Genomic DNA, 24,486 nt, shown 5'->3' with positions numbered 1-24,486 from the left:
TTTTTCATCTACAGACAGCTTGAACAGCAAAGCGTAGCACTTTTCTCGCTTTTCTGCATGAAAAAGCAATGGTATACTAAAAATCGCCCAAGAAAACGTAAGGGGAGTTAAAGTGAGTGATAAATGATGAGTTGGTTAGATAAATTTTTTAGTGTATTTTTAGGAGAAGAAAAAAAAGAAGAAAAAGCTGAGAGGCCTGAAACAGGTCCGATTGCACCAAAGCAGCCAGCTGTTGAACAGCATAAAGAATATAAAAAAGTTGAAGATACGAAAGTGTATTATGAATATCCAAAAGGCAATTTCCGCTTTCCTCTCGTTCCAGATGAACCTGCACGTGAGGCAGCAAAGCAACAAGAAAGAAGGCGCACGCGGCCAAGTCAGCCAAAGGCCAAGCAGACGACCTATCAGCCAAAACAAACGGTGCAGCCTGATCTCAATAAAAAGCCTTTTAAACCAGAGCAAATCCCTTCACCCATCTATGGCTACCATCAGGATATGCGTCCAAAACATGCAGCAGCCAAAGAAGACACATCTTCTGTCAAAATGAAATCGGCAGAAGAAACGTCACAGCGTGTCACACTGTTATCAGAAGAAGCAGAGCGTGAACGGAATGTAAGACAGCAAATGAACATCCCGTCTATACGAAAAGAACAACGTATGGAAGACATGATGTCAGCCCAAACAGAAGAACAAGTAGAGAAGCAACCTGTCACGACGCCGCTTACTTTGCAAGAGGAACTCGCTTATCAAGATCACGTTCAATCAACGATGGAACGTTTATATGACGAGCCTTTCAGTGAGACAGAGGATCAAGATCAAGCTTTGTCACAGACCAAAGACGATCGGGAAGCATTCTTACATATGGAGCAAGCTGAAGCATCTAACGAGCCTCTAGAGATGGAGCAAGAACAGACAGTCACCATTGAACAAGAAGAGCCGATGATTCCGCTTGAAGATGATGCTCAGAAAAAAGAGAGCTTTACATTTGAAACAGCTGAAAGCCCATCACCAGCACTCGACATGGAGATAGAAAGCCCAGTAGAAGAAACTGCGATGCTGGAAGAGAAGAACATAGAGGCTATGGAGGAAAGAGCAGAGGCTGCACGGATAGAAGAAAGTCAAGTAGACGTGTCAGCGGTAGCATTTGAACAAGAAGAACCGGTGATCATACAAGATTCGCAAGATGATGATTCCCTGCCGGAAGAAAAATTAACAGATGATGAAGTCATGCCAGTTGAAGAAGCATCAGATGAATTTGCTGACTCTGGACAAGCAGAGATCGCCGGGGATATGGCAGAAGAGCTTGAGGAAACACCTGAAGAAACGCCTGAAATAAAACGTGAAGAACCAAAACCGTCTTCTCCACAGCCAAAGCGCTCAAGCGGTCAAACCTCCACCGTTCCTTTTAACGTCATGATGTTAAAAAGTGATCAGCGCGTGCAAGGACAGAAGAAAACGGCAGATGCACAAGGATATGTATTTCCGAGTTTAGCTCTTCTAGACGTTCCGCCAGCACAAAAAGAAGAGGACGGAACATGGGTGAAAGAACGGGCAGAACTGCTCAATGCCACACTGAAAAATTTCAATGTCAGAGCAAGTGTTGTTCATGTGACGCAAGGTCCTTCTGTTACAAGATTTGAAGTGCATCCTGAACCAGGCGTGAAAGTGAACAAAATTACAAACCTGTCAGATGATATCAAACTCAGTTTGTCTGCAAAAGATATTCGGATCGAAGCACCGATTCCTGGGAAGAACACGATTGGAATCGAAGTGCCGAACCTTCACAGTAAAATGGTTTTCTTAAGAGAAATGATCAGAAGCAGTGCCTTCAGAGACAATCCATCTCCATTAACGGCGGCGCTCGGATTGGATATTTCCGGTCAGCCCGTTGTGGTTGATTTACAAAAAATGCCGCACGGCTTAATTGCCGGAGCAACAGGTTCAGGGAAAAGTGTCTGTATTAATACCATTCTCGTGAGCCTGATGTTTAAAGCCTCACCTGATGAAGTGAAAATGCTGTTAATCGACCCTAAAATGGTCGAACTCGCGCCGTATAATCACATTCCGCATCTTGTGAGCCCGGTTATTACTGATGCCAAGACAGCCACAGCTGCCCTGAAATGGGTAGTAGATGAAATGGAAAGACGCTATGAACTGTTTGCACACTCTGGTGTGAGAGAAATCAAACGATTTAACGAACTGGTGAAAGAAAAACAAATGGGTGAAAAACTGCCATATCTCGTCGTTGTCATTGATGAGCTGGCTGATTTAATGATGGTCGCACCAAATGAAGTCGAAGAAAGCATTTGCCGAATTGCCCAAAAAGCAAGAGCATGCGGGATTCACTTACTCATTGCGACGCAAAGACCTTCTGTTGATGTCATTACAGGCCTCATTAAAGCAAACATCCCAACAAGAATTGCTTTCTCTGTTTCAAGCCAAGTGGATTCAAGAACGATCATTGATATGGCAGGTGCTGAAAAGCTTCTCGGAAAAGGAGACATGCTGTTCTTAGAAAATGGCTCTGGCAAACCGACAAGACTACAAGGGAACTTTGTATCAGATCGAGAGATTGATGAAGTGGTAGCGCATGTGAGAAAACAGCGCAAACCTGTGTTCCTTTTTGAACAGGAAGAATTGATGCTCCAAGGCTCTGCCATTACAGACGAAGATGAATTGTTTATGGACGCATGCAGGTTCGCCATCGAGCAAAATAGTGCAAGTACATCCAGTTTGCAAAGAAGATTTAGAATTGGCTACAATCGAGCAGCAAGATTGATTGATATGATGGAACGTGAAGGGATGATCTCTGGTGCAAAAGGCAGTAAGCCAAGAGAGGTCCTCATGACACTGAGTGACTTAGAACAATTGATCTAAACAAACCACTTCATTTTTTTGATAAACATGGTATGATAGCACATAGGTGCAATTTTTGAATTGGACGCTTTTCGCATGCCTGTCTGAACGCTTTTTAATGAAAATGAGCGAAAGCAGGTGTTAGAAATGGGAAAGTTGTCGGATACTAATCATAGTTAATATTGATTAGAATAGGAAGATCGGAAAAAAATCTTTATTTGGAGCTGCGATTTGTGATCAGCTAGAGACAAAAATCACAAGTTGCAAATTGAAATGAGCGTCATATACTGTAAGTCAGATAGACGTTTGTTGGAGGTACAATTATGACTGTTTATCATTTTGTTGGAATAAAAGGGACAGGTATGAGTCCACTGGCCCAAATTCTTCATGATACTGGGTATACTGTCCAAGGATCGGATATCGAAAAACATATCTTTACACAAAAAGCATTAGAAGAACGAAATATTAAAATTCTTCCATTTGACCCAGATAATATTCAGCCAGGGATGACGGTGATTGCAGGAAATGCATTCCCAGATACACACCCTGAGATTGAGCGTGCTCTTTCTGAAGGGATTCCTGTCATTCGTTATCATAAATTTCTTGGAGAATACATGGATTCATTCACAAACGTTGCAATTACTGGTGCCCATGGTAAAACATCGACAACAGGTCTACTTGCACATGTGATGCAAGCGGCAAAACCAACTTCCTACTTAATCGGTGATGGATCTGGAATGGGGAAAGAAAACAGCGAGTATTTTGTATTTGAAGCGTGCGAATACCGCAGACATTTCCTCAGCTACCATCCAGATTATGCGATCATGACCAATATTGATTTTGATCACCCTGATTATTTCACGGATATTGATGACGTGTTTGATGCGTTTCAAAACATGGCACTTCAAGTGAAAAAAGCCATCATCGCTTGCGGTGATGACGAGCATCTTCTCAAGATCCAAGCAAAAGTACCTGTTGTGTACTACGGATTCAATGAAGAAAATGATTTCCAAGCACGAAATGTTGTGAAAAACACAGAAGGCACCACATTTGATGTATTTGTACGTAATACGTTTTATGATACCTTCTACATTCCTGCTTACGGAAACCACAATGTCCTTAACTCATTAGCGGTCATTGCATTATGCCACTATGAGGCCATTGATGTAGAGCTCATCAAAGGTGCTTTAACGACATTTGGCGGTGTGAAACGACGCTTTAATGAAAAAGTAGTCGGTGAACAAGTCTTAATTGACGATTATGCGCACCATCCGACTGAAATTGAAGTCACGATCGAAGCAGCTCGCCAGAAGTATCCAGACCGTGATATTGTAGCAGTCTTCCAGCCGCACACTTTCACTCGTACACAGCAATTTTTAAGTGAATTTGCAGACAGTCTGAAAAAAGCGGACTATGTGTACCTTTGTGATATTTTCGGTTCAGCTCGTGAAAACATTGGGAAACTAAGCATTGAAGATTTGCGGGAAAAAATTCCGCAAGCCCAATTGATTGAAGAAGAAGAGACATCTGTGCTGAAAGCACATGAAAATGCGATCTTGGTCTTTATGGGAGCAGGAGATATTCAAAAGTATCTTCGTGCTTATGAGAAAGTCGCAGTATAATTGCCTGTCAAAAAGTGCCGATTCAATCGGCACTTTTTTATTTTGAATAAAATGTGACAAAGGGGCTAAATGTGACAAGATGTGCCGCTTTTTTTCGTTCGCTGTGGACAGGAATTGGCGAATAAGTGTAGAATTATTATTCAATCGGTCATTCTAGGCGATGTTTGAATGATACAACGAGAGGGTATTGAATTGAATATGCCCGCAGCAAAGGAGGTATCAGATGATTATTATTCTCTATTTAAGCGTTGCACTCATCGCAATCGCTTTCCTCATTCTTGTCATCTACTTGTCCAAAACATTGAAATCCTTACAGCTGACATTAAAGAATGTCGCATCAACTTTAGAAGGTCTTGAAGGACAGATGCAAGGCATCACCACAGAGACAGCACAGTTGCTACATAAGACCAATCAGCTTGCTGAAGATATTCAAGACAAATCGGCAAAACTTAACACAGTTGTGGATGCGGTGCAGGGAATTGGCGGCTCGATCAACCAATTTAATACAAGCATAAAGCAGGCAGCTGGTGCGGTTTCTTCATCCGTTGAACGAAATCAGGAGAAAGTCACGGATGTGGTAAGCTGGAGTAACGCAGCACTTGAAATCTATAAAAAATGGAAACAACGTAAACAACAATAATCAACCATTTTCGCATAGGAGGAATAATCATGAGCAAAGACGGAATCAATAGCAAAGACTTTTTGATCGGAACACTTATCGGTGGCATTATCGGTGCAACAACGGCATTATTTTTAGCACCAAAGTCAGGGAAAGAGCTTCGCGATGATTTGAACACCCAAGCGAATGCCCTAAAAGAAAAAACAGATCGTCTCACAACAGATGCAAAGGAAAAAGGCACTGAATATGTGACGATTGCGAAAGACAAAACATCTGAATTGTCTCAGCTCGTAGCAGAGCAGTCAAACCAGATTTTAGACAAAGTAAAAGACATAAAAGATCGTACAGCTGGAAAAGCTAAACAAGTAAAAAGCGAAGCAGAAGATGCTGCAGCAAATATTGCAAATGAAGCTTCAGATGTAGCAGATGAAGCAAAAGTAAGAGCACAAGAAGCAAAAGCAGACATTGAAGACGGCATCAAAGATGTCAAAGAAAAAGTAGAACAATCTACGAAAGGCTAACTCGCTGCTTAAGTTAGAAAGGAGCACATCATGTCTAAACAACTCATAGAAACAGAAGAACAGTTTGATCAACTAACGAATCAAGACGGAACCTTTGTCTTTTTTAAGCACAGTTTGACATGTCCAATCAGCCAAGCTGCTTTTCAAGAGTTTGAAGCGTTTGCGTCAGAACATGAGGATGTTCCTGCTTATTTCTTGCAAATTCAAAACACAAGAGAGCTTTCATCCTATGTGACTGAAAAGTCAGGGATCAAGCATGAAAGCCCGCAGGCACTCATCTTTAGCGGTGGCAAAGTAAAGTGGCATGCTTCTCACTCAAGCATTACAAAAGAAGCGCTTGAACATAACATGTAGAAAAACGTCAGCGATTGCTGACGTTCAAGATTGTTGACAAAGGGCTAAAATGAACTTTATTTTAGCCCTTTGTCTTCTTTTCAGCGTGATAGAAAACCTTTGCAGTCTAGGAAGGACGAGCACTGGCACGGAGCGAATTTGTCATTCGTGAGTACCAGCGCGCAGGACTGACAAAGAATGCGAGGGTTTGTCTACCCGCTGAAACGTCAGCGATTGCTGACGTTTTTTTTATAAAAAAGGTTTACTTGCATCAAAAGTATGCTATAATCTTACACATAATACTTTATCGCTTAAAAGCGTTTGGGTAATAAAGAATTTTTTCGTGACAATTCCGAAATCTTTGTTTATAATAAACCCTATTATAAGAGATCAAAAATAAAAAGCGAGAGCGGGCAGAGGAAAGGATGACAAAAATGAGCAACAATGAATTGGAACAATTGAGACAGCAAGCAGATGAACTAAATCTTCAAATCTTAAAACTGATCAATGAAAGAGGAAACATTGTAAAAGAAATTGGAAAGGCAAAAGAAGCGCAAGGTGTCAACCGTTATGACCCTGTCAGAGAGCGCACAATGCTTAATCAAATTCTTGAAGAAAATGATGGCCCATTTGAAAATTCAACGATTCAACATATTTTCAAAGAAATTTTCAAAGCAGGTTTAGAGCTTCAAGAAGATGACCACAGCAAAGCACTTCTTGTTTCTCGTAAGAAAAAACCTGAAAATACAATTGTAAATATCAATGGAGAAGCGATCGGTGACGGAAAACAACGTTTCATCGTTGGACCATGTGCCGTTGAAAGCTACGAGCAAGTTGCAGAAGTAGCGGCAGCAGCGAAACAGCAGGGACTAAAACTTCTTCGTGGCGGCGCATTTAAGCCTCGCACAAGTCCATACGACTTCCAAGGACTTGGCGTAGACGGTCTAAAAATTCTAAAACGTGTAGCAGATGAATACGGTCTTGCAGTTATTAGTGAAATCGTGAATCCTGCTCATATTGAAGAAGCGATTGAGCATATCGATGTCATCCAAATTGGAGCACGTAACATGCAAAACTTCGAGCTATTAAAAGAAGCCGGTTCTGTGAACAAACCAGTTCTTTTAAAACGCGGTCTTGCAGCAACGATTTCAGAATTCATCAATGCAGCTGAATACATCATCGCACAAGGAAATGACCAAATCATCCTTTGCGAGCGAGGCATCCGCACATACGAAACAGCCACAAGAAATACACTAGATATCTCGGCTGTGCCAATCTTGAAACAAGAGACACATTTACCAGTCTTTGTTGACGTGACACACTCAACAGGACGCAGAGATCTACTTCTTCCAACAGCTAAAGCAGCTCTTGCGATTGGAGCAGACGGTGTGATGGCAGAAGTGCATCCAGATCCATCTGTTGCCCTATCTGATTCAGCGCAGCAAATGGACATTCCACAATTCGAAAAATGGTTAGATGCGTTAAGACCACTTGTCAACATTCACGCATAATCATAAATAGAAAAGCCGCCGGATGACAGCCCGGCGGTTTTTGCATGAAAAAATACGATAAGACTGGCAATGAAAGGAAGAAAACACATTGCAAGCTTAAAACACGCTTGTTCACAATGTTTTCATTTTTAAAATTCGATAGAATCTGCTAAGATCATTGTCATAGCTGATGTTCACGACGATTTTTGGTGAAATATGATTCAATTTACAGGTAACAAGCTCATTAAAGTTTGTTTAATTTAGTTATAAAAAGAAAGGGAACGTTTTCATATGAAGAAAAAACGTGTATAATTTCATAAAAGAAGGTCATTTTGATGTAGATTGAAAAATTATGTGTCTCTTTTCATCGTTTTAATGACAAATAGGATATTATTTTCCTCGTATCTGACATGTCTCTATCCAATTGGTGAATGCTATAGATATGAAGTGTATTTGAAGGAGTGATTTATGTGAATAATGTTACAATATATGATGTAGCAAGAGAAGCAAACGTAAGTATGGCAACGGTATCACGTGTTGTTAATGGTAATCCAAACGTAAAACCAACAACAAGAAAAAAGGTGCTTGAAGCAATTGATCGTCTCGGCTACCGTCCGAACGCAGTCGCACGAGGCCTTGCAAGTAAAAAGACCACAACAGTTGGGGTCATCATCCCTGATATTTCAAGTATCTTCTATTCAGAGCTTGCACGAGGAATTGAAGATATTGCCACGATGTACAAGTACAACATTATTTTGAGCAACTCAGACCAAAATACTGATAAAGAACTTCATTTGTTAAACACAATGCTTGGCAAACAAGTAGATGGAATCGTTTTTATGGGTGGAAACATTACAGATGTGCATGTGGAAGAATTTAAGCGCTCTCCTGTACCAATTGTACTTGCAGCATCTGTTGAAGAGCAGGCACAAACACCATCAGTCAACATTAACTATGAACAAGCCATTTATGATTCAGTTCAGCTATTAGTTGAAAAAGGACATAAACGAATTGCGTTTGTATCTGGACCAATGTCAGAACCAATTAACTCTATGAGAAAGCTTGCTGGTTATAAGCGTGCGCTTGAAGAAGCTGGTATCGTATTTGACGAAGCGCTTGTTGCTGAAGGAGACTACTCATATGACTCTGGTATTGAAGCGCTGGCTAATCTGCTTGATCAATCTGACAAGCCGACGGCTGTGATTGCAGCGACTGACGAAATGGCGCTAGGTGTCATTCATGGAGCGCAGGACAGAGGCGTATCAATTCCTGAAGATTTAGAAGTGATTGGCTTTGATAACACAAGACTATCCCTCATGGTGCGCCCTCAATTGACAACAGTTGTTCAGCCGACTTACGATATTGGCGCTGTTGCGATGAGACTTTTGACAAAGCTCATGAACAAAGAACAAGTAGAAGATCAAATTGTTGAATTGCCACATAGAATCGAAGAAAGACAATCGACGAAATAAAAAAGAAAGCAGGCTCACTTGATCAGTGGACGCCTGCTTTTTTTTATGCCTTTTTCTTTTCTCGTCGAACAGGCATGAGTGCTTTTTCTACCGTTTGTGCATTTTTTTCTGTAATTTCTGCTCTTCTTGGAATCGGTGGATATAGATCGTCAGGATCTAGCCATGTGGATGGAAGCGGAACAGGCGATTGTTTTTCCCATGCCCGAATCCATTCCTGAGGAAGTGCATCTGGTGGTGTGATGCCTTTCATCTCAAGCCAAATGCGGCTCCATGCTCTTGGGACGACACGCCAAATATCATAGCCGCCTCCGCCCACAGCGATCCATTTTCCATCACAATATTGATGCGCCAGCTCATGGGCAATTCTAGGAATTTCCTCATATATTTTCATGGTAGCAGATAAATGCGTCAAAGGGTCATAATAGTGGGCATCTGCTCCATTTTGCGTCAAAATGACATCTGGTTTAAAAAAAGCAGCAATCTCTGTCACTGCTGTTCGATAGGCTTCTAAAAATGATTCGTCTTCTGTAAATGCGTCAAGCGGGATATTATATGCATAGCCATAGCCTTTATCATGACCCCTTTCCTGTACTTGTCCAGTTCCAGGGAACAAATAGCGCCCTGTTTCATGAATAGAAACAGTACATACCTCTGGATCATCATAGAAGCTAAACTGGACACCATCGCCATGATGAGCATCTGTATCAATATATAAAATTCTAGCGCCATATGTCTTTTGAATATACTGAATGGCCACCGAGCTGTCATTATAAATACAAAAGCCAGAGGCACGTCCTTTAAATCCATGATGAAGCCCGCCGCCAACATTGAGCGCATGCTGCGAATGTCCAAGCATCACTTGATCAACCGCTGTTAATGTCCCGCCAACTAGGAGAGAAGCTGCCTCGTGCATCCCTGCAAACATCGGGGTGTCCTCAGTGCCAAGACCATAACGTTCCCCCTCTGCGGTGGACAGTTTTCCTTCACTTGCCCGCTGTACTGCTTGAATGTAATCTGCTGTATGGACAAGCTTTAATTCCTCCAGCGTCGCCATACGAGGTGCGACAATCTCATCATCCGTTAACGCCTTCATTTTTTGAAGAAGATCATAAGTTAAGTAGACGCGAAGCTGATTGAAGGGATGATCTTGGTGAAACTGATACGTTTGAAAAGATGGTGAAAAAACAAAGGTCGCTTCCTTCATTTGATCGTCTGCTCCATAGGCCAGAGCACTTTATAGCCTTTTGCACGAATCAGCTTCATCACATGATCTGCATGCATCGTTTGAAGGCGGAAGACGAGCACTTTAGAGGCTTCATTGGCATGTGGGTACACGAGTACACTCAGCATTTGAATATGCTGCTCTTTTAAAATGGCTGTAATGTCTGCAAGACCCTCTGTCACTTGCGCTACTTCAACCTCTAAATGTGATCCAGGCTGATCTGCACCTGTTAGTCTTACAAACGTACGAAGTAAATCTGTTTTTGTGATGATCCCTACAAGCTTGCCACGTCTCACAACGGGAAGACAGCCAATTCCGTGTTCAAAAAAGACACTTGAAATCTCCTCAACGAAATCAAGCGGATGAGCGGTAATCGTCTCTAGCACCATGATGTCTTCAACCGGCCGCTGAATAAAAAGCTGTCTTTTCTCTGTTTCAAAAATACTTGGACTGGCATTTTTAATATCCCGATCTGTCACCATCCCAATGACAGATCCCTGCTCAGATACGATGGGAATATGCCGAATGTGATGTGCACTCATTTTTTGAATGGCTTCTTCAATCGTATCGGTTTTTCGCAGCGTGATCACATCACGCTCCATAATTTGTTCAATCATCATGTTTACCAATCCCCTTTGCCAAAAAAACGAATTGAACGTTAATACATAAAGCGCTGATGGAAGCGAAGACGATCAAAACGCTCGATTGAATCTGGACTCACATGTTTTCCGATCCGTGCCATTAAACAATTGGCTGGATGTGAGCTGATCTCTGGCTCATCTGTTGCAAACCAAACCAGACCGCCGGCGTTCATCATTTTCTCCATCATTTTGCGGTACTCCCACACGTTTTTCTTCGTCCCTTTTAAATCCCAATGCCAGTAATATTCGGTTGTAATGATAATGTAATTCTCCATTTGCTCATCCATCATGCTCACATCCAGTAAATGCTTGCCAAGTGAGCAGCCTCTGAATGGAGGAGCGACTTCAATGGCACCGAGCTCAATTAAATTGTCCATGTTGCCTTCTGACCAGCGTTCAAGCGGATCAGGGTACAAATACGTGACATAGCCTACGACAAGCTCATCCACCCTAGCAATGATAATACGTCCTTCAGGAAGATCTGCTATTTCAACAAGTGCTTGTTTCTGTTCCTCAGGCGTGCGAAATGCTGTTAGTCCTTCATGAAACGTATAGTTCGCCAGCTCTGATGCAGGTACCGGGCCTTCAATCAGGATGGTGCCTGTTTCTCTCTCAATTGTTTTTGAATAATAAGTTTTAGGATGCTCCACGTATCCACCGCCTCAAATTCTAGTGAGTCGTCTCTATTCTATCTTAAATCTTGCAATAATTAAAACGGTTTCATCAGAAGTTTTTTAAAAATTGAGAAAAAAAGTCATCTATACTATAATGGTCATTGTAAACGTATGCAAAGGGGGACTGTTTGATGAAAGTGGAAACGCTACCATCAGTAAAAGGGGACTATCATTTAAATGATTATGAGCAAGCATACAAAGAATTTTCATGGGAGGAAGCGAGAAAAAATTTCTCTTGGTATGAAACAGGAAAAGTAAATGCAGCTTATGAAGCGATTGACAGACATGCGGACTCGTTTCGTAAAAACAAGGTGGCGCTTCACTACAAAGATTCACAGCGGGATGAAAAGTATACGTTCAGGGATATGAAAATCAAGACAAACAAAGCAGGAAATCTATTAAGAGAACAGGCACATGTGCAAAAAGGGGATCGCGTGTTTATCTTTATGCCAAGATCACCTGAGCTCTATTTTCTACTGCTTGGTGCTGTCAAAATTGGTGCGATCGTCGGTCCGTTATTTGAGGCATTTATGGAAGGTGCCGTCAAAGATCGTTTAGAAAATAGTGAGGCAAAAGTGATTGTGACAACGCCTGATCTGCTTGAGCGGATTCCGTTTGCAGAACTTCCAAAGCTTGAATCCGTCATCATTGTCGGTGGTGAAAAAGAGGATGCAGGTGGTGTGCGGACGATTCACTTTGAAGAAGCATTTGAGCAGGCAGCGAAGGAACTTGAAATCGAGTGGATGGATGAAAAAGATGGATACCTGCTTCATTACACGTCAGGGTCCACTGGTACGCCAAAAGGTGTGCTCCATGTTCATGGGGCAATGGTGCAGCAAGGCCAGACGGGTAAATGGGTACTTGATTTGAAAGAAGAAGATGTCTACTGGTGTACAGCTGATCCAGGCTGGGTAACAGGGACGGTGTACGGTATTTTTTCTCCGTGGCTGAATGGAGCGACGAATGTGATTTTAGGCGGTCGGTTCAACCCTGATACGTGGTACGAAACCATTGAATCGCTTGGTGTGACCGTTTGGTACAGTGCACCGACAGCCTTCAGAATGCTGATGGGAGCAGGAGACGATCTCATTCAAAAATATGATCTCCGCTCACTCCGTCATGTGTTAAGTGTAGGAGAGCCACTTAATCCAGAAGTGATCCGCTGGGGAGACGCTGTATTCGGTAAACGAATTCATGATACTTGGTGGATGACAGAAACAGGTGCACAGCTGATTTGTAACTATCCATGCATGGATATCAAACCAGGGTCAATGGGGAAACCAATTCCAGGCGTTGAAGCTGCGATTGTAGATAATGCCGGAAATGAACTTCCGCCATACCGGATGGGGAACCTTGCCATCAAAAAAGGCTGGCCGTCTATGATGCATACGATCTGGAACAATCCTGAAAAATATGAATCTTACTTTATGCCGGGAGATTGGTATGTTTCAGGAGATTCAGCTTATATGGATGAAGACGGATACTTCTGGTTCCAGGGACGTGTCGACGATGTCATCATGACGTCAGGAGAGCGGGTCGGTCCATTTGAGGTAGAAAGTAAACTGGTGGAACATCCGGCCATTGCAGAGGCTGGTGTCATCGGAAAACCAGATCCTGTGCGCGGTGAAATTATTAAAGCATTTATAGCGCTTAGAAGCGGATATGAACCGACAGATGAGCTGAAAGAAGAGATTCGTACGTTTGTGAAAAAAGGACTCGCTGCACATGCAGCACCGAGAGAAATTGAGTTTAAAGACAAACTGCCAAAAACACGCAGCGGTAAAATTATGAGACGTGTGCTAAAAGCGTGGGAACTGAATTTACCTGCTGGCGATCTCTCGACAATGGAAGATTAATCACTTCCGTCAGTTGACTTGATATCAAAAGTATGTTAAAAATGACTTTAGTTGAATATGAAAAGGTTTTGACTGAGATTCAGTAGAATCATCTTTCCCTGTCCAAGAGAGCTGACGGCTGGTGCGAGTCAGTACAAAGAGATATTCGAATTACCCTCACGAACCGCTTTTACGAAAAGGAGCATATGCTATCTGATTAGTGAAAGAACGGATCTGTCCGTTATCAGTGTAAGTGAAAAGACGTGTTGTTTTGTCTTTTAAGCAGGGTGGTACCGCGATATATATCGTCCCTTCGTTCATTCGAAGGGGCGTTTTTTATGTTGAATTGTAAAAAAAGGAGATTTGGATATGAGTCAATTGATGGAAGATTTATCGTTCAGAGGATTAATTCAGCAGCAAACAGATGAAGAAGGTTTAACAAAATTATTAGCAGAAGAAAAAATCAAGCTATACTCCGGCTTTGATCCAACAGCTGACAGCTTGCACATTGGTCACTTACTCCCAATTTTAACATTGCGCAGATTCCAAGAAGCAGGTCATCATCCGATTGCACTTGTTGGCGGCGCAACTGGACTGATTGGTGACCCAAGTTTCAAAAAAGCAGAACGTTCACTAAACCCAGCAGAAATCGTCGAACAGTGGTCAGAGAAAATCAAAGGCCAGCTCTCTCAATTCCTTGATTTTGAAGCAGGTGACAACCCAGCTGTTATCGTCAATAACTATGACTGGATCAGTCAAATGAATGTCATCACGTTCCTTCGTGATATTGGAAAGAACTTCGGTGTCAACTTCATGCTCGCAAAAGATATCGTCAGCTCCCGTATTGAAACAGGGATTTCGTACACAGAATTCAGCTACGTGATTCTGCAATCGTTAGACTTCTTGAACCTTTACAGAAATGAAAACTGTAAGCTGCAAATCGGCGGAAGTGACCAGTGGGGAAATATCACATCTGGACTTGAGTTGATCCGTAAGTCTGAAGCAGAAGGCGCAAAAGCATTCGGTCTCACCATGCCGCTTGTGACAAAAGCAGACGGCACGAAGTTTGGGAAAACAGAAGGTGGTGCCATCTGGTTAGATAAAGAAAAAACATCACCATATGAATTCTACCAATTCTGGATTAACACAGATGACCGTGATGTCGTGAAATACTTAAAATACTTTACGTTCTTATCAAAAGAAGAGATCGCATCGTACGAAGAAAAAGTGCAAACAGCCCCTGAAAAACGTGAAGCACAGCGCCGTTTGGCAGAAGAAGTCACAACACTTGTGCATGGCCGTGAATCACTAGAACAGGCTGTCAACATCTCAAATGCGCTATTTAAAGGCGAGATCAAATCTCTTACAGCAGAAGAAGTGAAAGTAGGCTTTAAAGATGTGCCATCAATGGAGAAAGACAGTGGAGAAGAATTAACACTTGTTGATGTTCTTGTCGAATCAAAACTGTCTCCATCAAAACGTCAAGCACGTGAAGATATCACAAACGGTGCCGTCTACATCAACGGAGAGAGACAAACCGACAAAGACCATGTCCTTTCAGCTGAAGACCGAATTGAAAACCAATTTACCGTCTTAAGAAGAGGGAAAAAGAAATACTTCCTTGTAACGTATAAATAAATCCTTATGAAACAGTAAGTATCATGAAAAGCACCTCAAATGTTCATATACATTGAGGTGTTTTTCTTTTTTATTCAGAAGTAGGAATTAAGCTTTTACAGAGCGGCTTTCTCTCATTTGTCTGTTTCTTATTCAAGAAGTGAATCTTCGTTTGTATAAGCATGTTCTACCTTACAAATTCGGGTTGTATAGGATTCATACCAATCTTTTTTTCCTTTTTTTTGAACACGCTGATGTGCTGTATGTGCTTTCCATTCTTTGATGGCTGCTAATGAATCCCAGTAAGAGACAGTGATTCCAACACCATGTTCATCTCGTGCACTTTCTATTCCAAGAAACCCGTCTAGTTCTTTCGCTAATTGTTCCATTTTTTGAGCAGCAGCAGCGTATTCTTTCTGCTCAACATTTGTTCGTTTTGATGTGAAAATGACTGCATAGTAAGGTGATGCAGGTGTTTGAGTAAATAGCATCTAGTAGAACCTCCTTTTGTCTATTCACATTATATATGAAAGATAGAGAGGCCCGTAGTCTTTTTGTTTTAATTTAAAAAAGTCCAAGGTGCTTTATGATTATTTATATTTCTGTAAAATCATCTCATAAAACATTACCTTGTTCACTTTTCTGACATATTTTTCTTGTATAAAATAGAGTCGAATAAGATGAATAAGGGGGAATGAAAGTGATTCGATTTAAGAAAAAGAGTTTGCAAATTCTTGTTGCGCTAGCCTTAGTGCTAGGTTCAATGGTCTTCATCCAGCCGAAAGAAGTCAAAGCGGCTGCGCATAATCCGGTTGTAATGGTACACGGCATGGGCGGTGCGTCTTATAACTTTGCTTCGATCAAACGATACTTAGTGACACAGGGCTGGGATCAAAACCAACTTTTTGCAATCGATTTCATAGACAAAACAGGTAATAACCTGAACAATGGCCCGAGGCTCTCTAGATTCGTCAAAGATGTACTAGCCAAAACGGGCGCCAAAAAAGTAGATATTGTGGCTCATAGTATGGGTGGTGCGAACACGTTATACTATATTAAAAACCTAGACGGCGGAGATAAAATTGAAAACGTCGTCACACTTGGTGGAGCGAATGGACTCGTATCACTCAGAGCATTACCAGGCACCGATCCAAATCAAAAAATTCTTTACACATCTGTCTATAGTTCAGCCGATCTCATTGTCGTCAACAGCCTCTCACGTTTAATTGGCGCGAGAAACGTCCTCATCCACGGCGTTGGACATATCGGTCTATTAACCTCAAGCCAAGTCAAAGGCTATGTGAAAGAAGGATTGAATGGCGGAGGACAGAATACGAATTAAAAAATGAAAAAGACAGCGATTTGTGCTGTCTTTTTTGATGTCATGGTTATATAGGGTCTACTAGGTGTTGCAGAAGGTTTTTAGGAGGATAAAAGATGACGCAAAAACTCAAACAATATTTCTTAGGCTACTTTCTCTATTTCCCATGTTCATTTCTGATTATCTATATGATCTGGATGGCAATCGTCAAATCAGTGCAATGGGCAGAAGTCATATCTAATTGTACATCCATCATTGGTATCTATTACTTAATAGCCAGTGTGTGGTTTGTCTTTTTACTGCAAAAACAGACAAAACATCGTACATAGCCAAATAAAAACATGTACAAATCAACCACCATTCCTTACACTACATATAATGAACGAGATTCTTTGGAGGTGGGGATTTGTGCAACATCATCAAAAGGCTTTGATTATGGTCGATGTACAGAAAGCATTCGAGCACGAACAATGGGGAGAACGGAATAATCTAGATGCAGAGAAGAACATCAGTCGTCTATTGACGTTTTGGAGAGAAAAAGGCTGGACAGTCATTCATATTCAGCATACATCGGATCAGCCGCACTCCTTATTTCATCCAGCAAATGAAGGGCACTCCTTCAAAGAGATCGCCAAACCGCTAGATGAAGAACGGTCATACAAAAGAAAGTCAACAGTAGCTTTATAGGTACAAACTTAGAGGAACAACTAAGATCAAACGAGATCGACACTGTTGTGATTGCTGGACTTACAACACCGCACTGCGTATCTACCACAACAAGAATGAGTGGAAACCTAGGCTTTGAGACATACCTCATGTCGGATGCAACAGCCGCCTTTGGACTCGCAGATCAAACCGGTACATATTATGACGCAGAAACGATCCATCGCCTTTCTCTTGCAACACTGCATGACGAATTTGCGACTGTCCTGACAACAGAGCAGCTCATCACAAATTGGGCAAGCAAAAGCTCCTAGAATCATCTCTAGGAGCTTTTTGCTTGTTCATCCAGCGGCTGTTTTCGTTGTTCAATACTTGAGTAGATGAGATCTATTCCAATAAATAAGAAGCTGACAAAGAAAGATAAAATGAGTGTGCCGTGCTCCAAAATGGAGACATTGACTATGTTCATATTAAGGACAAACTTAATTGAGAAATGCACAACGATCCATGAGAGTAGAAATTCAAAGATAAACGTGAACCATTGAGGAAATCTTAGCAAAGAGGAAATTCCTTTACCAATGAATACTAAAAAGATCGACCAAAAAAGAACAATCCCACTGACGAATAGACAGAAGGTCAATAATGAAAGAAATGATGCATATGTAATATATTCTCCAAAAAGAAAATTCACTCCTAATGAAACAACATAAAGTACAGAACTTGGAATGATGATGACAAAACTAATCGCAAAAAAGATGAGTAAAATGAGGAGAATTTCAGCGATAGCTCCAGGCGCTTCATCGACAACTTTTGTCTTTCTCAAAATCGCATAGATAATAATTGAAAAGAGCATAAGTGCTAACATAAATGAAATAATCGACAAATTGCTTTCCTCCTTAACGTTCTTTACATTATTGTTTTAAGTTGTGAGTTATCCAGTAAATGTAATTGTAAGAGGAAAACGAAAAAGAGTAAAGAGTAATCGGTGTTCTAATTTTCTTGTGTGTAAATTTGTAGCTAGAGAGTATCGTACAAAAGACCAAACAAAAAACCCTAGAAATCCTTGAACAATCAAGGTCTCTAGGGTTTGTTTGATCACTCTCTGAGAGAGTCATGAAATTAACGAGAGTAGAACTCAACGATTAGTTGTTCGCTGATTTCAGGCGCTAATTCAGAACGCTCTGGAAGACGAGTGAAAGTTCCTTCAAGCTTTTCAGCATCGAAAGTAAGGTATTCAGGTACGAAGTTGTTCACTTCAACTGATTCTTTCACAACTGCAAGGTTTTGAGATTTCTCACGAAGAGCAATCGTTTGACCTGGTTTCACAGAGAAAGATGGGATGTCTACACGGCTTCCATCAACAAGGATGTGACCATGGTTTACTAGCTGACGAGCTTGGCGGCGCGTACGAGCAAGGCCAAGACGGTATACTAGGTTGTCAAGGCGAGTTTCAAGAAGGATCATGAAGTTTTCACCTTGTTTACCAGGAAGTTTAGCAGCTCTGTCAAAAAGAGTACGGAATTGACGTTCGTTGACACCGTACATGTGACGAAGCTTTTGCTTCTCTTGTAATTGTAAACCGTATTCAGATAGTTTTTTGCGTTGTCCTGGACCATGTGGGCCTGGAGCGTAAGGGCGTTTTTCAAGTTCCTTACCTGTTCCGCTTAATGAAATGCCTAAACGGCGGGAAATCTTCCAACTTGGACCTGTATAGCGAGCCATAATGTGACTCCTCCTTATTGTTTTTATTTGTGAAAAATAAAAACCGTCTGTTCTTTGTCTTTTCCGTCATTATGTTTTCATGCATCCTCGCTCCAGCAGCAGGGAGTTACAAGATGCACCTCCATATAGAAGGAACAAAATGATACAAAAAAGCCGAACAAAAAGGCTGCCATATTTCACACAAACTCTATTATATGACGCCAGATAGGAGAAGTCAACCTATTTAAAGAGGAGAAGGTCAAACGTGGTCGGCATTCATTCGGGAAGAAAGCAAAACAAAAAAGCAGACGCATTGTCTGCTTTTCAAGTATCATGACACATCAGTAGATGCTGATAACGCATTTTGGACAACCTCTGTAAATTGAACTAAGTACGTTTCATCTATTGCATTGAAACGATCTTTCACTGGACTGTCAATATCGAGTACCCCAATGATTTGTCCATTTACTTTAAGTGGGATCACAATTTCAGATTGCGATGCTGCATCACATGCAATATGACCAGGGAATGCATGCACATCAGCGATACGCTGTACATCACCTGTCGCAAATGCTGTACCGCAAACCCCTTTTCCAGAAGGAATGCGTACACATGCGGGCAGTCCGTTGAATGGACCAAGCACAAGCTCTCCGTCTTTTGCTAAATAAAATCCAGCCCAATTGACTTCAGGAAGCGAGTGATAAAGCAGCGCCGCAGCATTGGCTAGGTTGGCAATGAGATCAGGTTCACCATCCGTAATCGCTTCTACTTGCTTGATGAGTAATTGATAGTCTTTCGATGGATCGCCAGACTGTTTTTCGACATGAAACATGAAAATCTCCTACTTTCTATCTCAAAAATACATAACTTGCGCTTCGCATGTGGGATTTGTCGAGCAATGATTAAAGGAACTTCCGCCTTCACCTTGAAGTATGTACACATGAAGAGGGGTGAGCGGATGAAAACATCAACAACCGTGCAAACAAAAGACCGTATTATTGAAGCTGCCATCAGACTTTTTAACCAAAAAGGATTTTCTGGAACCTCTGTCCGTGAGATTGCGAAGGAAGCAAACGTCAACGTTGCCCATATATCTTATTACTTTCAAGGAAAAGGAGGGCTGCTTGAGCAGCTCGTATCCGATTTTTATGAAGGCTATATTCAGATGATTGAATCGCACATCCAGCACATGGAAACCCGTCATGCAAAAGAATGTTTACTTCATGTGGTTTTTGATATTTTATCTTATCAGCATGAAAATCGTCAATTAACCCGTTTCGTTTATCGAGAAGTGACCATTGATTCAACGCTGATCAGGGAAATCATGTCCACCTATTTAACAAAGGAAAAATACTTGTTTCAGCTTATCATTGAAAAAGGAAAAAGCACCCATGTGATTTGTAAGCAGCTGTCACTCTCATCATTTATGATCCAGCTAAAATCACTTCTGATGATGCCTTATCTGCAGCCGCAATATTTAACAGAGGTGCTTTATATCAACCCAAATGAGCCTTACTTTTATCAAACGTACTATAAGGAACTGAGCCGGTCGCTTCATCATCTGTTAGAACCAAATGAACCCGCACTTGATCCTCACCTGAAACTCATGATGTCTTCAAATTGATCATACGCATACCCGAGATCTTCCGCTTGGTGGGCATCAGACCCGAATATGAGCGGAATTTTTTTCTGTTTTGCAAGATCAATCATCCATTGATCTAAATAGATACTTCTGGCATATGTTTTACGAAGACCTGATGTATTAAAATCTAAGGACATGCCTTTTTTTGCCGTTTCTTCAAGACAAAGGGTGACCCTTTGACATAGTTCTGGCGACATTTCGTATGGAAAAAGTTGTTTGAATTTCTGGACAAGGGTGATATGACCGATTCTCTTTGGCTTATATGGACCTAAAGATGATAGAATAGAAGAATGAATTTGGTCATAGTAGCTTTGATAGACGTGTTCGGTGCTGCCATAGATACTGATCAGCTGCTTGAAGGCATGCTCATCAAAATCAAGACAAATATAATCATTGCCAGCAGGAAGAAAGTGAACAGATAAAATGCTATCGTCTAGTTCAGGGCCGTAGCAGTCTAAAAAGGCACTTGTTTCCTCTTCATACTCTTTGATATAGTCGACCTCAAGCCCAGTTTTTACTATTAACTGTCCTTTGTATTCCTGTTTCAGCTGATCCAGCTTCGTCAAATAGGCTTCAAGGTCTTGAAGCTTCATGGCACTATCCTGCTCAGGCGTTGGATCTCGAAACGAAGGAGGCAGCGGGGCATGCTCGGTAAAGGTGATGGAATCAAATCCCTTTTTCATTGCTTTTTCAATATAAGAATGAAAAGGATCAAGCGTACCGTGCGGGCAAAATAGCGTATGTAAATGTGCATCTTGTTTCAACATGTCGTCACCTCTTGTCGATATTTTGAAAAACGTCATGTTTATCAGCGAAAATAATGAAAAATCATGACCAAAAATGCTGGTTACATGGTATCATAATAACAATGAAAACGACAGCTTCCGCATACATAAAAACAGGTCACATCAATACATGTGATCAAATGATAGAAAGCCTGAATGACTTTCTTGAAAAAACATACATAAAACCGTGAATGGATCGTATTGGCAAAAATACAATCCTGCTTATAAAAAACAAATGCAAAGCGGACACGAAAGGGTTCTCAGGTCTACTCGGGACACTACCCTGACATCACTTAGATCACAACAAGGGGGCTCATTATGGAGTTTATCATCGGTTTAATTGTCATTTTGCTTGCTTTGTTTTCAGTCGGTTATTTCCTCAGAAAAAATATATATAAAGAGATTGACCGATTGGAAGCATGGAAAATTGAAATTTTAAACAGATCAATTGTAGAAGAAATTTCAAAAATCAAACATTTAAAAATGACCGGAGAAACAGAGCAGTTTTTTGAAAGATGGCGTGCAGAGTGGGACGATATCGTCACAGCCCATCTTCCAAAGGTAGAGGAGCTATTATATGATGCAGAGGAGTATTCTGATAAATATCGATTCTCCAAAGCAAAGCAAGTTCTTGCACATATAGGAGATCTGCTCACCGCTGCTGATTCAAACATCGAAGACATTTTAAAAGAGATTGCAGACCTTGTCACAAGTGAAGAGCAAAACCGAAAAGACATCGAGAAGGTCAAAGAGCAATATCAAACGGTACGAAAAAATCTACTTGCTTACAGCCATTTATATGGCACCCTTTATGACAAAATGGAGCAGGACTTGGACGAGGCCTGGGAAGGGATCAAGCAGTATGAAGAAGAGACAGAAAACGGAAACTACATGACAGCAAGGAAAATTTTGCTTGAGCAAGACCGCAGACTCGATCAGCTGCAATTATATATCAATGATGTACCGAAGCTCATCGCAGACTGTAAACAAACTGTGCCAGGTCAGCTGACGAAGCTGAAAGACGGTTATAAAGAAATGACAGACAAAGGCTACAAGCTAGAGCACATCCAGATCACAAAAGAGCTGGAGAACTTGAATAAACAGCTGACCCGTGCGGAGAAGCTGCTGATTGATGAACTCAACTTAGATGAAGCATCAAGCATTCTGCAAATGATTGATGATGCGATTCAGACGCTGTATGATCAGTTAGAAGCAGAAGTAGAAGCAGGTCAGGAAATCAAGAGCAAAATGCCTGAGCTGACCGAAGCATTTGAAAAACTTGAACAAGACCACACGCAGACAAAGGCAGAAACGGCTCTTGTGAAAGAAAGCTACAAGCTGACAGCAGGAGAGCTGGATCAGCAGAAAGCCTTCGAAAAACGATTAGAAGAAATTGAAAAGCTCATGAAGCAAATACGAGAGAAGCTTGATCGTGACCATGTCGCATACACATTATTAATGGATGAAATCAATCAGCTTGAGACCTTTATTGAGGATGCCAAAACGCTTCATGAAGCGTTTAAAGATCACCTTCAATCGTTACGAAAAGAAGAATTACAAGCAAGAGAAACATTGGCTGAACTTAAAACCATGCTGACAGATACAGTGCGCCAGCTGCACAAAAGCAACATTCCAGGTGTACCTGCTGACATCAAAGACCGTGCTGAAAAAGCGCAGGAGATGATTCAGCAAGTGCAGGAGCAGCTAGAGAATTTGCCGCTGAATATGCCAGCAGTGAATCAGCAATTAAAAGAAGCCTCTGAAACAGTCAGACATGTGGTTGATGTAACACATGACATGCTTCGTAAAGTGGATCAAATTGAACGGATTATACAATACGGCAACCGGTTTAGAAGTCAAAACCACATTCTTTCAGAGCAATTAAAAGAGGCAGAACGAAGATTTTATGCCTATGATTATAACGATTCATTTGATGTGGCAGCAGCAGCTGTCGAAAAAGCATCACCTGGAGCCGTTCAGAAGCTTTTAACTCAGCAAGAAAAAGAATATCAGCATCAATAAAAAAGCTGAAGTCCATTTTAGGACTTCAGCTTTTTCCATGTTATGAAGCTTGCTTTTGGCGTTCTTCTGAAGCAGAAGAAGTGAATAGAGAGATAACAAATCCAATCACGATTCCGAGTATGGCAGGCATAATCCAGCCTATACCAAGGTCATATAGCGGCAAGATCGTTTGAAAGAGATCTTTCACAGGACCAATCGGCAGTTTCGCCGCTGCTAAACCGTCAAACAGACTGACGCAGCCAGTTAAAATCAAAGTAAGGACATACACAGGTCTTCTATGACCAAGCCATTTGTCAGCAAGTGATAAAACGATAATCACAATTGCTAACGGGTAAATCGCAGTTAACACAGGTACTGAAAAAGCGATAATATGAGCAAGTCCAAAATTTGAAATGATAAAACTGAATAATGTGACGAGTGTAACGACCATTTTATAAGAAAGTTTAGGTAATAAATTTGAGAAATACTCTCCGCACGATGTCACGAGACCGATACTTGTGGTTAAACAGGCAACCGTAATCGCCGCGCCTAACACAATATTACCTAAACTGCCAAAAAGAAATTGCGAGGACTGAGCCAAGATTTTACTACCATCTCCAACAAAACCAATGGCGTGTGTACTTGAAGCACCTAAATAAGCAAGTGATAGATAAACAAATGTTAATCCGCAAGCTGCAATTAGACCTGCTTTGATACAAGCAGAAGTGAGTGCCTTTTTACTTGTTACACCACGTCCTTTAATGGCGTTGATGACAACAACCCCAAACACAATAGATGCAAGAGCGTCCATGGTTTTATAGCCTTCTAAAAACCCTTTGAAAAATGATCCATTGCTATAGGACACATCAGGTGTGCCAATGACGCCCATCGGTGTCAAAATGGCTTTGACGATAATAATCAAAATGATCGTAAATTTAATCGGTGTTAACACTTTCCCTACACGATCCACAATTTTCGTTGGATTTAGCGCAAGATAATACGTAATACCAAAAAAGGCCAGTGTAAATAAAAAAAGTGAGAGCCAAGCTGGTACACCAGCTAAAAAGGGTAGTGCACCAATTTCATATGAAACCGTTCCTGTACGAGGAATAGCGAAAAGTGGCCCGATAGATAAATATAAAATGACGGTAAACGCTGTTCCAAAAGCTGGGTGAGCTTTATCAGCTAATCCTTTCGCATCTCGACCTGTCAAAGCGATTGCAATAATCCCTAGAAGAGGTAAACCGACACCTGTTAATAAAAATCCGCCCATTGCTTTCCACACATTTTGCCCAGCATATTGCCCAAGCTCTGGTGGATAAATCATATTACCGGCGCCGAAGAATAGAGCAAACAGCATAAAACCTATGATAACCGTATCTTTCGTCGACAAAGTTGCCTTCATTGCATTTAAAGCCTCCATTATTATGTTGAAATATTCTGTTAATTAGTTGCTAGGTAACCGTTCATC

22 protein-coding genes, 1 pseudogene and 1 other annotated feature are annotated in these 24,486 nt (G+C 41.3%); of the genes and pseudogenes, 14 read left to right on the top strand and 9 right to left on the bottom strand.

What is annotated here, in order from left to right; genetic code table 11:
• The first annotated feature begins 123 nt into the window (after positions 1-123).
• The 7 genes from MHB38_RS13955 (at position 124) to ccpA (ending at position 8,913) form a co-directional block, all read left to right on the top strand.
• Positions 124-2,877 (top strand): DNA translocase FtsK, encoded by a 2,754-nt coding sequence (locus MHB38_RS13955; protein ID WP_051632378.1) that lies wholly within the window; start codon positions 124-126, stop codon positions 2,875-2,877.
• 302 nt (positions 2,878-3,179) lie between these two features.
• Positions 3,180-4,478, top strand: a complete 1,299-nt coding sequence (gene murC, locus MHB38_RS13950; RefSeq protein ID WP_008343047.1) for a UDP-N-acetylmuramate--L-alanine ligase — start codon at positions 3,180-3,182, stop codon at positions 4,476-4,478.
• 223 nt (positions 4,479-4,701) lie between these two features.
• Positions 4,702-5,118 carry a DUF948 domain-containing protein gene (locus MHB38_RS13945; RefSeq protein ID WP_017367864.1) on the top strand — a complete coding sequence of 139 codons (417 nt, stop codon included), beginning with the start codon at positions 4,702-4,704 and terminating at the stop codon, positions 5,116-5,118.
• 29 nt (positions 5,119-5,147) lie between these two features.
• Positions 5,148-5,618, top strand: coding sequence for a YtxH domain-containing protein (locus MHB38_RS13940; protein ID WP_007501807.1), 471 nt, complete (start codon positions 5,148-5,150; stop codon positions 5,616-5,618).
• A gap of 30 nt (positions 5,619-5,648) precedes the next feature.
• Positions 5,649-5,972 carry a bacillithiol system redox-active protein YtxJ gene (gene ytxJ / locus MHB38_RS13935; RefSeq protein WP_007501805.1) on the top strand — a complete coding sequence of 108 codons (324 nt, stop codon included), beginning with the start codon at positions 5,649-5,651 and terminating at the stop codon, positions 5,970-5,972.
• 413 nt (positions 5,973-6,385) lie between these two features.
• Positions 6,386-7,462, top strand: coding sequence for a bifunctional 3-deoxy-7-phosphoheptulonate synthase/chorismate mutase (locus MHB38_RS13930; protein WP_017358315.1), 1,077 nt, complete (start codon positions 6,386-6,388; stop codon positions 7,460-7,462).
• Positions 7,463-7,911: 449 nt separating this feature from the next.
• Positions 7,912-8,913: a catabolite control protein A gene (gene ccpA, locus MHB38_RS13925; protein ID WP_035702055.1), complete on the top strand. Its 1,002-nt coding sequence runs from the start codon at positions 7,912-7,914 to the stop codon at positions 8,911-8,913.
• A gap of 43 nt (positions 8,914-8,956) precedes the next feature.
• Here ccpA and MHB38_RS13920 read toward each other — a convergent pair whose 3' ends face one another.
• From MHB38_RS13920 to MHB38_RS13910, 3 genes are read right to left on the bottom strand one after another with little or no spacing between them, the layout of a single operon-like run.
• Entirely contained in the window at positions 8,957-10,117 is a 1,161-nt protein-coding gene (locus MHB38_RS13920) for an acetoin utilization protein AcuC (protein ID WP_341003729.1), read from the bottom strand.
• Positions 10,114-10,755 carry a CBS and ACT domain-containing protein gene (locus MHB38_RS13915; RefSeq protein WP_041092583.1) on the bottom strand — a complete coding sequence of 214 codons (642 nt, stop codon included), beginning with the start codon at positions 10,753-10,755 and terminating at the stop codon, positions 10,114-10,116. The genes MHB38_RS13920 and MHB38_RS13915 overlap by 4 nt, the downstream gene beginning before the upstream one ends.
• 38 nt (positions 10,756-10,793) lie before the next feature.
• Positions 10,794-11,426 (bottom strand): GNAT family N-acetyltransferase, encoded by a 633-nt coding sequence (locus MHB38_RS13910; protein WP_050827570.1) that lies wholly within the window; start codon positions 11,424-11,426, stop codon positions 10,794-10,796.
• A gap of 155 nt (positions 11,427-11,581) precedes the next feature.
• Between MHB38_RS13910 and acsA the strand changes: the two genes are divergently transcribed.
• Complete coding sequence (gene acsA / locus MHB38_RS13905; protein ID WP_272511798.1) at positions 11,582-13,306, top strand: acetate--CoA ligase; 1,725 nt, start codon at positions 11,582-11,584, stop codon at positions 13,304-13,306.
• A gap of 59 nt (positions 13,307-13,365) precedes the next feature.
• Positions 13,366-13,601: a binding site (T-box leader), on the top strand.
• A 53-nt stretch (positions 13,602-13,654) separates the two neighbouring features.
• Entirely contained in the window at positions 13,655-14,923 is a 1,269-nt protein-coding gene (gene tyrS, locus MHB38_RS13900) for a tyrosine--tRNA ligase (protein ID WP_165379045.1), read from the top strand.
• A gap of 128 nt (positions 14,924-15,051) precedes the next feature.
• On the opposite strand, the gene MHB38_RS13895 is transcribed toward tyrS, so the two are convergent.
• Complete coding sequence (locus tag MHB38_RS13895) at positions 15,052-15,393, bottom strand: antibiotic biosynthesis monooxygenase family protein (protein ID WP_165379044.1); 342 nt, start codon at positions 15,391-15,393, stop codon at positions 15,052-15,054.
• 272 nt (positions 15,394-15,665) lie between these two features.
• Here MHB38_RS13895 and MHB38_RS13890 point away from each other — a divergent pair, with 272 nt between their 5' ends.
• The 3 genes and pseudogenes from MHB38_RS13890 (at position 15,666) to MHB38_RS13880 (ending at position 17,200) form a co-directional block, all read left to right on the top strand.
• Positions 15,666-16,244, top strand: a complete 579-nt coding sequence (locus MHB38_RS13890) for an esterase/lipase family protein (RefSeq protein WP_410551929.1) — start codon at positions 15,666-15,668, stop codon at positions 16,242-16,244.
• Positions 16,245-16,339: 95 nt separating this feature from the next.
• Positions 16,340-16,552: a hypothetical protein gene (locus tag MHB38_RS13885; RefSeq protein ID WP_035702043.1), complete on the top strand. Its 213-nt coding sequence runs from the start codon at positions 16,340-16,342 to the stop codon at positions 16,550-16,552.
• Positions 16,553-16,601: 49 nt separating this feature from the next.
• A pseudogene (locus tag MHB38_RS13880) lies at positions 16,602-17,200 on the top strand (cysteine hydrolase family protein).
• An 8-nt stretch (positions 17,201-17,208) separates the two neighbouring features.
• Here the strand turns inward: MHB38_RS13880 and MHB38_RS13875 are convergent.
• The 3 genes from MHB38_RS13875 to MHB38_RS13865 all read right to left on the bottom strand — a co-directional run bounded on the left by MHB38_RS13875 (position 17,209) and on the right by MHB38_RS13865 (position 19,419).
• Positions 17,209-17,769 (bottom strand): hypothetical protein, encoded by a 561-nt coding sequence (locus MHB38_RS13875; RefSeq protein WP_008343075.1) that lies wholly within the window; start codon positions 17,767-17,769, stop codon positions 17,209-17,211.
• Positions 17,770-18,005: 236 nt separating this feature from the next.
• Positions 18,006-18,608: a 30S ribosomal protein S4 gene (rpsD, locus tag MHB38_RS13870; protein WP_007501777.1), complete on the bottom strand. Its 603-nt coding sequence runs from the start codon at positions 18,606-18,608 to the stop codon at positions 18,006-18,008.
• Positions 18,609-18,918: 310 nt separating this feature from the next.
• On the bottom strand, positions 18,919-19,419 hold the full coding sequence (locus MHB38_RS13865) for a GAF domain-containing protein (RefSeq protein ID WP_008343079.1): 501 nt from the start codon (positions 19,417-19,419) through the stop codon (positions 18,919-18,921).
• A gap of 126 nt (positions 19,420-19,545) precedes the next feature.
• Between MHB38_RS13865 and refZ the strand changes: the two genes are divergently transcribed.
• Complete coding sequence (refZ, locus tag MHB38_RS13860) at positions 19,546-20,211, top strand: forespore capture DNA-binding protein RefZ (protein WP_008343081.1); 666 nt, start codon at positions 19,546-19,548, stop codon at positions 20,209-20,211.
• Here the strand turns inward: refZ and hisJ are convergent.
• Complete coding sequence (hisJ, locus tag MHB38_RS13855) at positions 20,181-20,996, bottom strand: histidinol-phosphatase HisJ (RefSeq protein WP_017367861.1); 816 nt, start codon at positions 20,994-20,996, stop codon at positions 20,181-20,183. The genes refZ and hisJ overlap by 31 nt on opposite strands.
• Positions 20,997-21,332: 336 nt before the next feature.
• Here hisJ and ezrA point away from each other — a divergent pair, with 336 nt between their 5' ends.
• The gene (ezrA, locus tag MHB38_RS13850; RefSeq protein WP_341003722.1) at positions 21,333-23,036 is read left to right on the top strand and encodes a septation ring formation regulator EzrA; all 1,704 of its coding nucleotides are present in this window, start codon (positions 21,333-21,335) and stop codon (positions 23,034-23,036) included.
• Positions 23,037-23,076: 40 nt separating this feature from the next.
• On the opposite strand, the gene brnQ is transcribed toward ezrA, so the two are convergent.
• On the bottom strand, positions 23,077-24,420 hold the full coding sequence (gene brnQ / locus MHB38_RS13845) for a branched-chain amino acid transport system II carrier protein (RefSeq protein ID WP_341003721.1): 1,344 nt from the start codon (positions 24,418-24,420) through the stop codon (positions 23,077-23,079).
• Positions 24,421-24,486 lie beyond the last annotated feature (66 nt).

This window comes from Bacillus sp. FSL K6-3176, from assembly GCF_038003325.1.
Classification (GTDB): domain Bacteria; phylum Bacillota; class Bacilli; order Bacillales; family Bacillaceae; genus Bacillus; species Bacillus altitudinis.
Note: the sequence above shows the minus strand (reverse complement) of the source record. Positions and strands in the feature narration are given on the sequence as shown.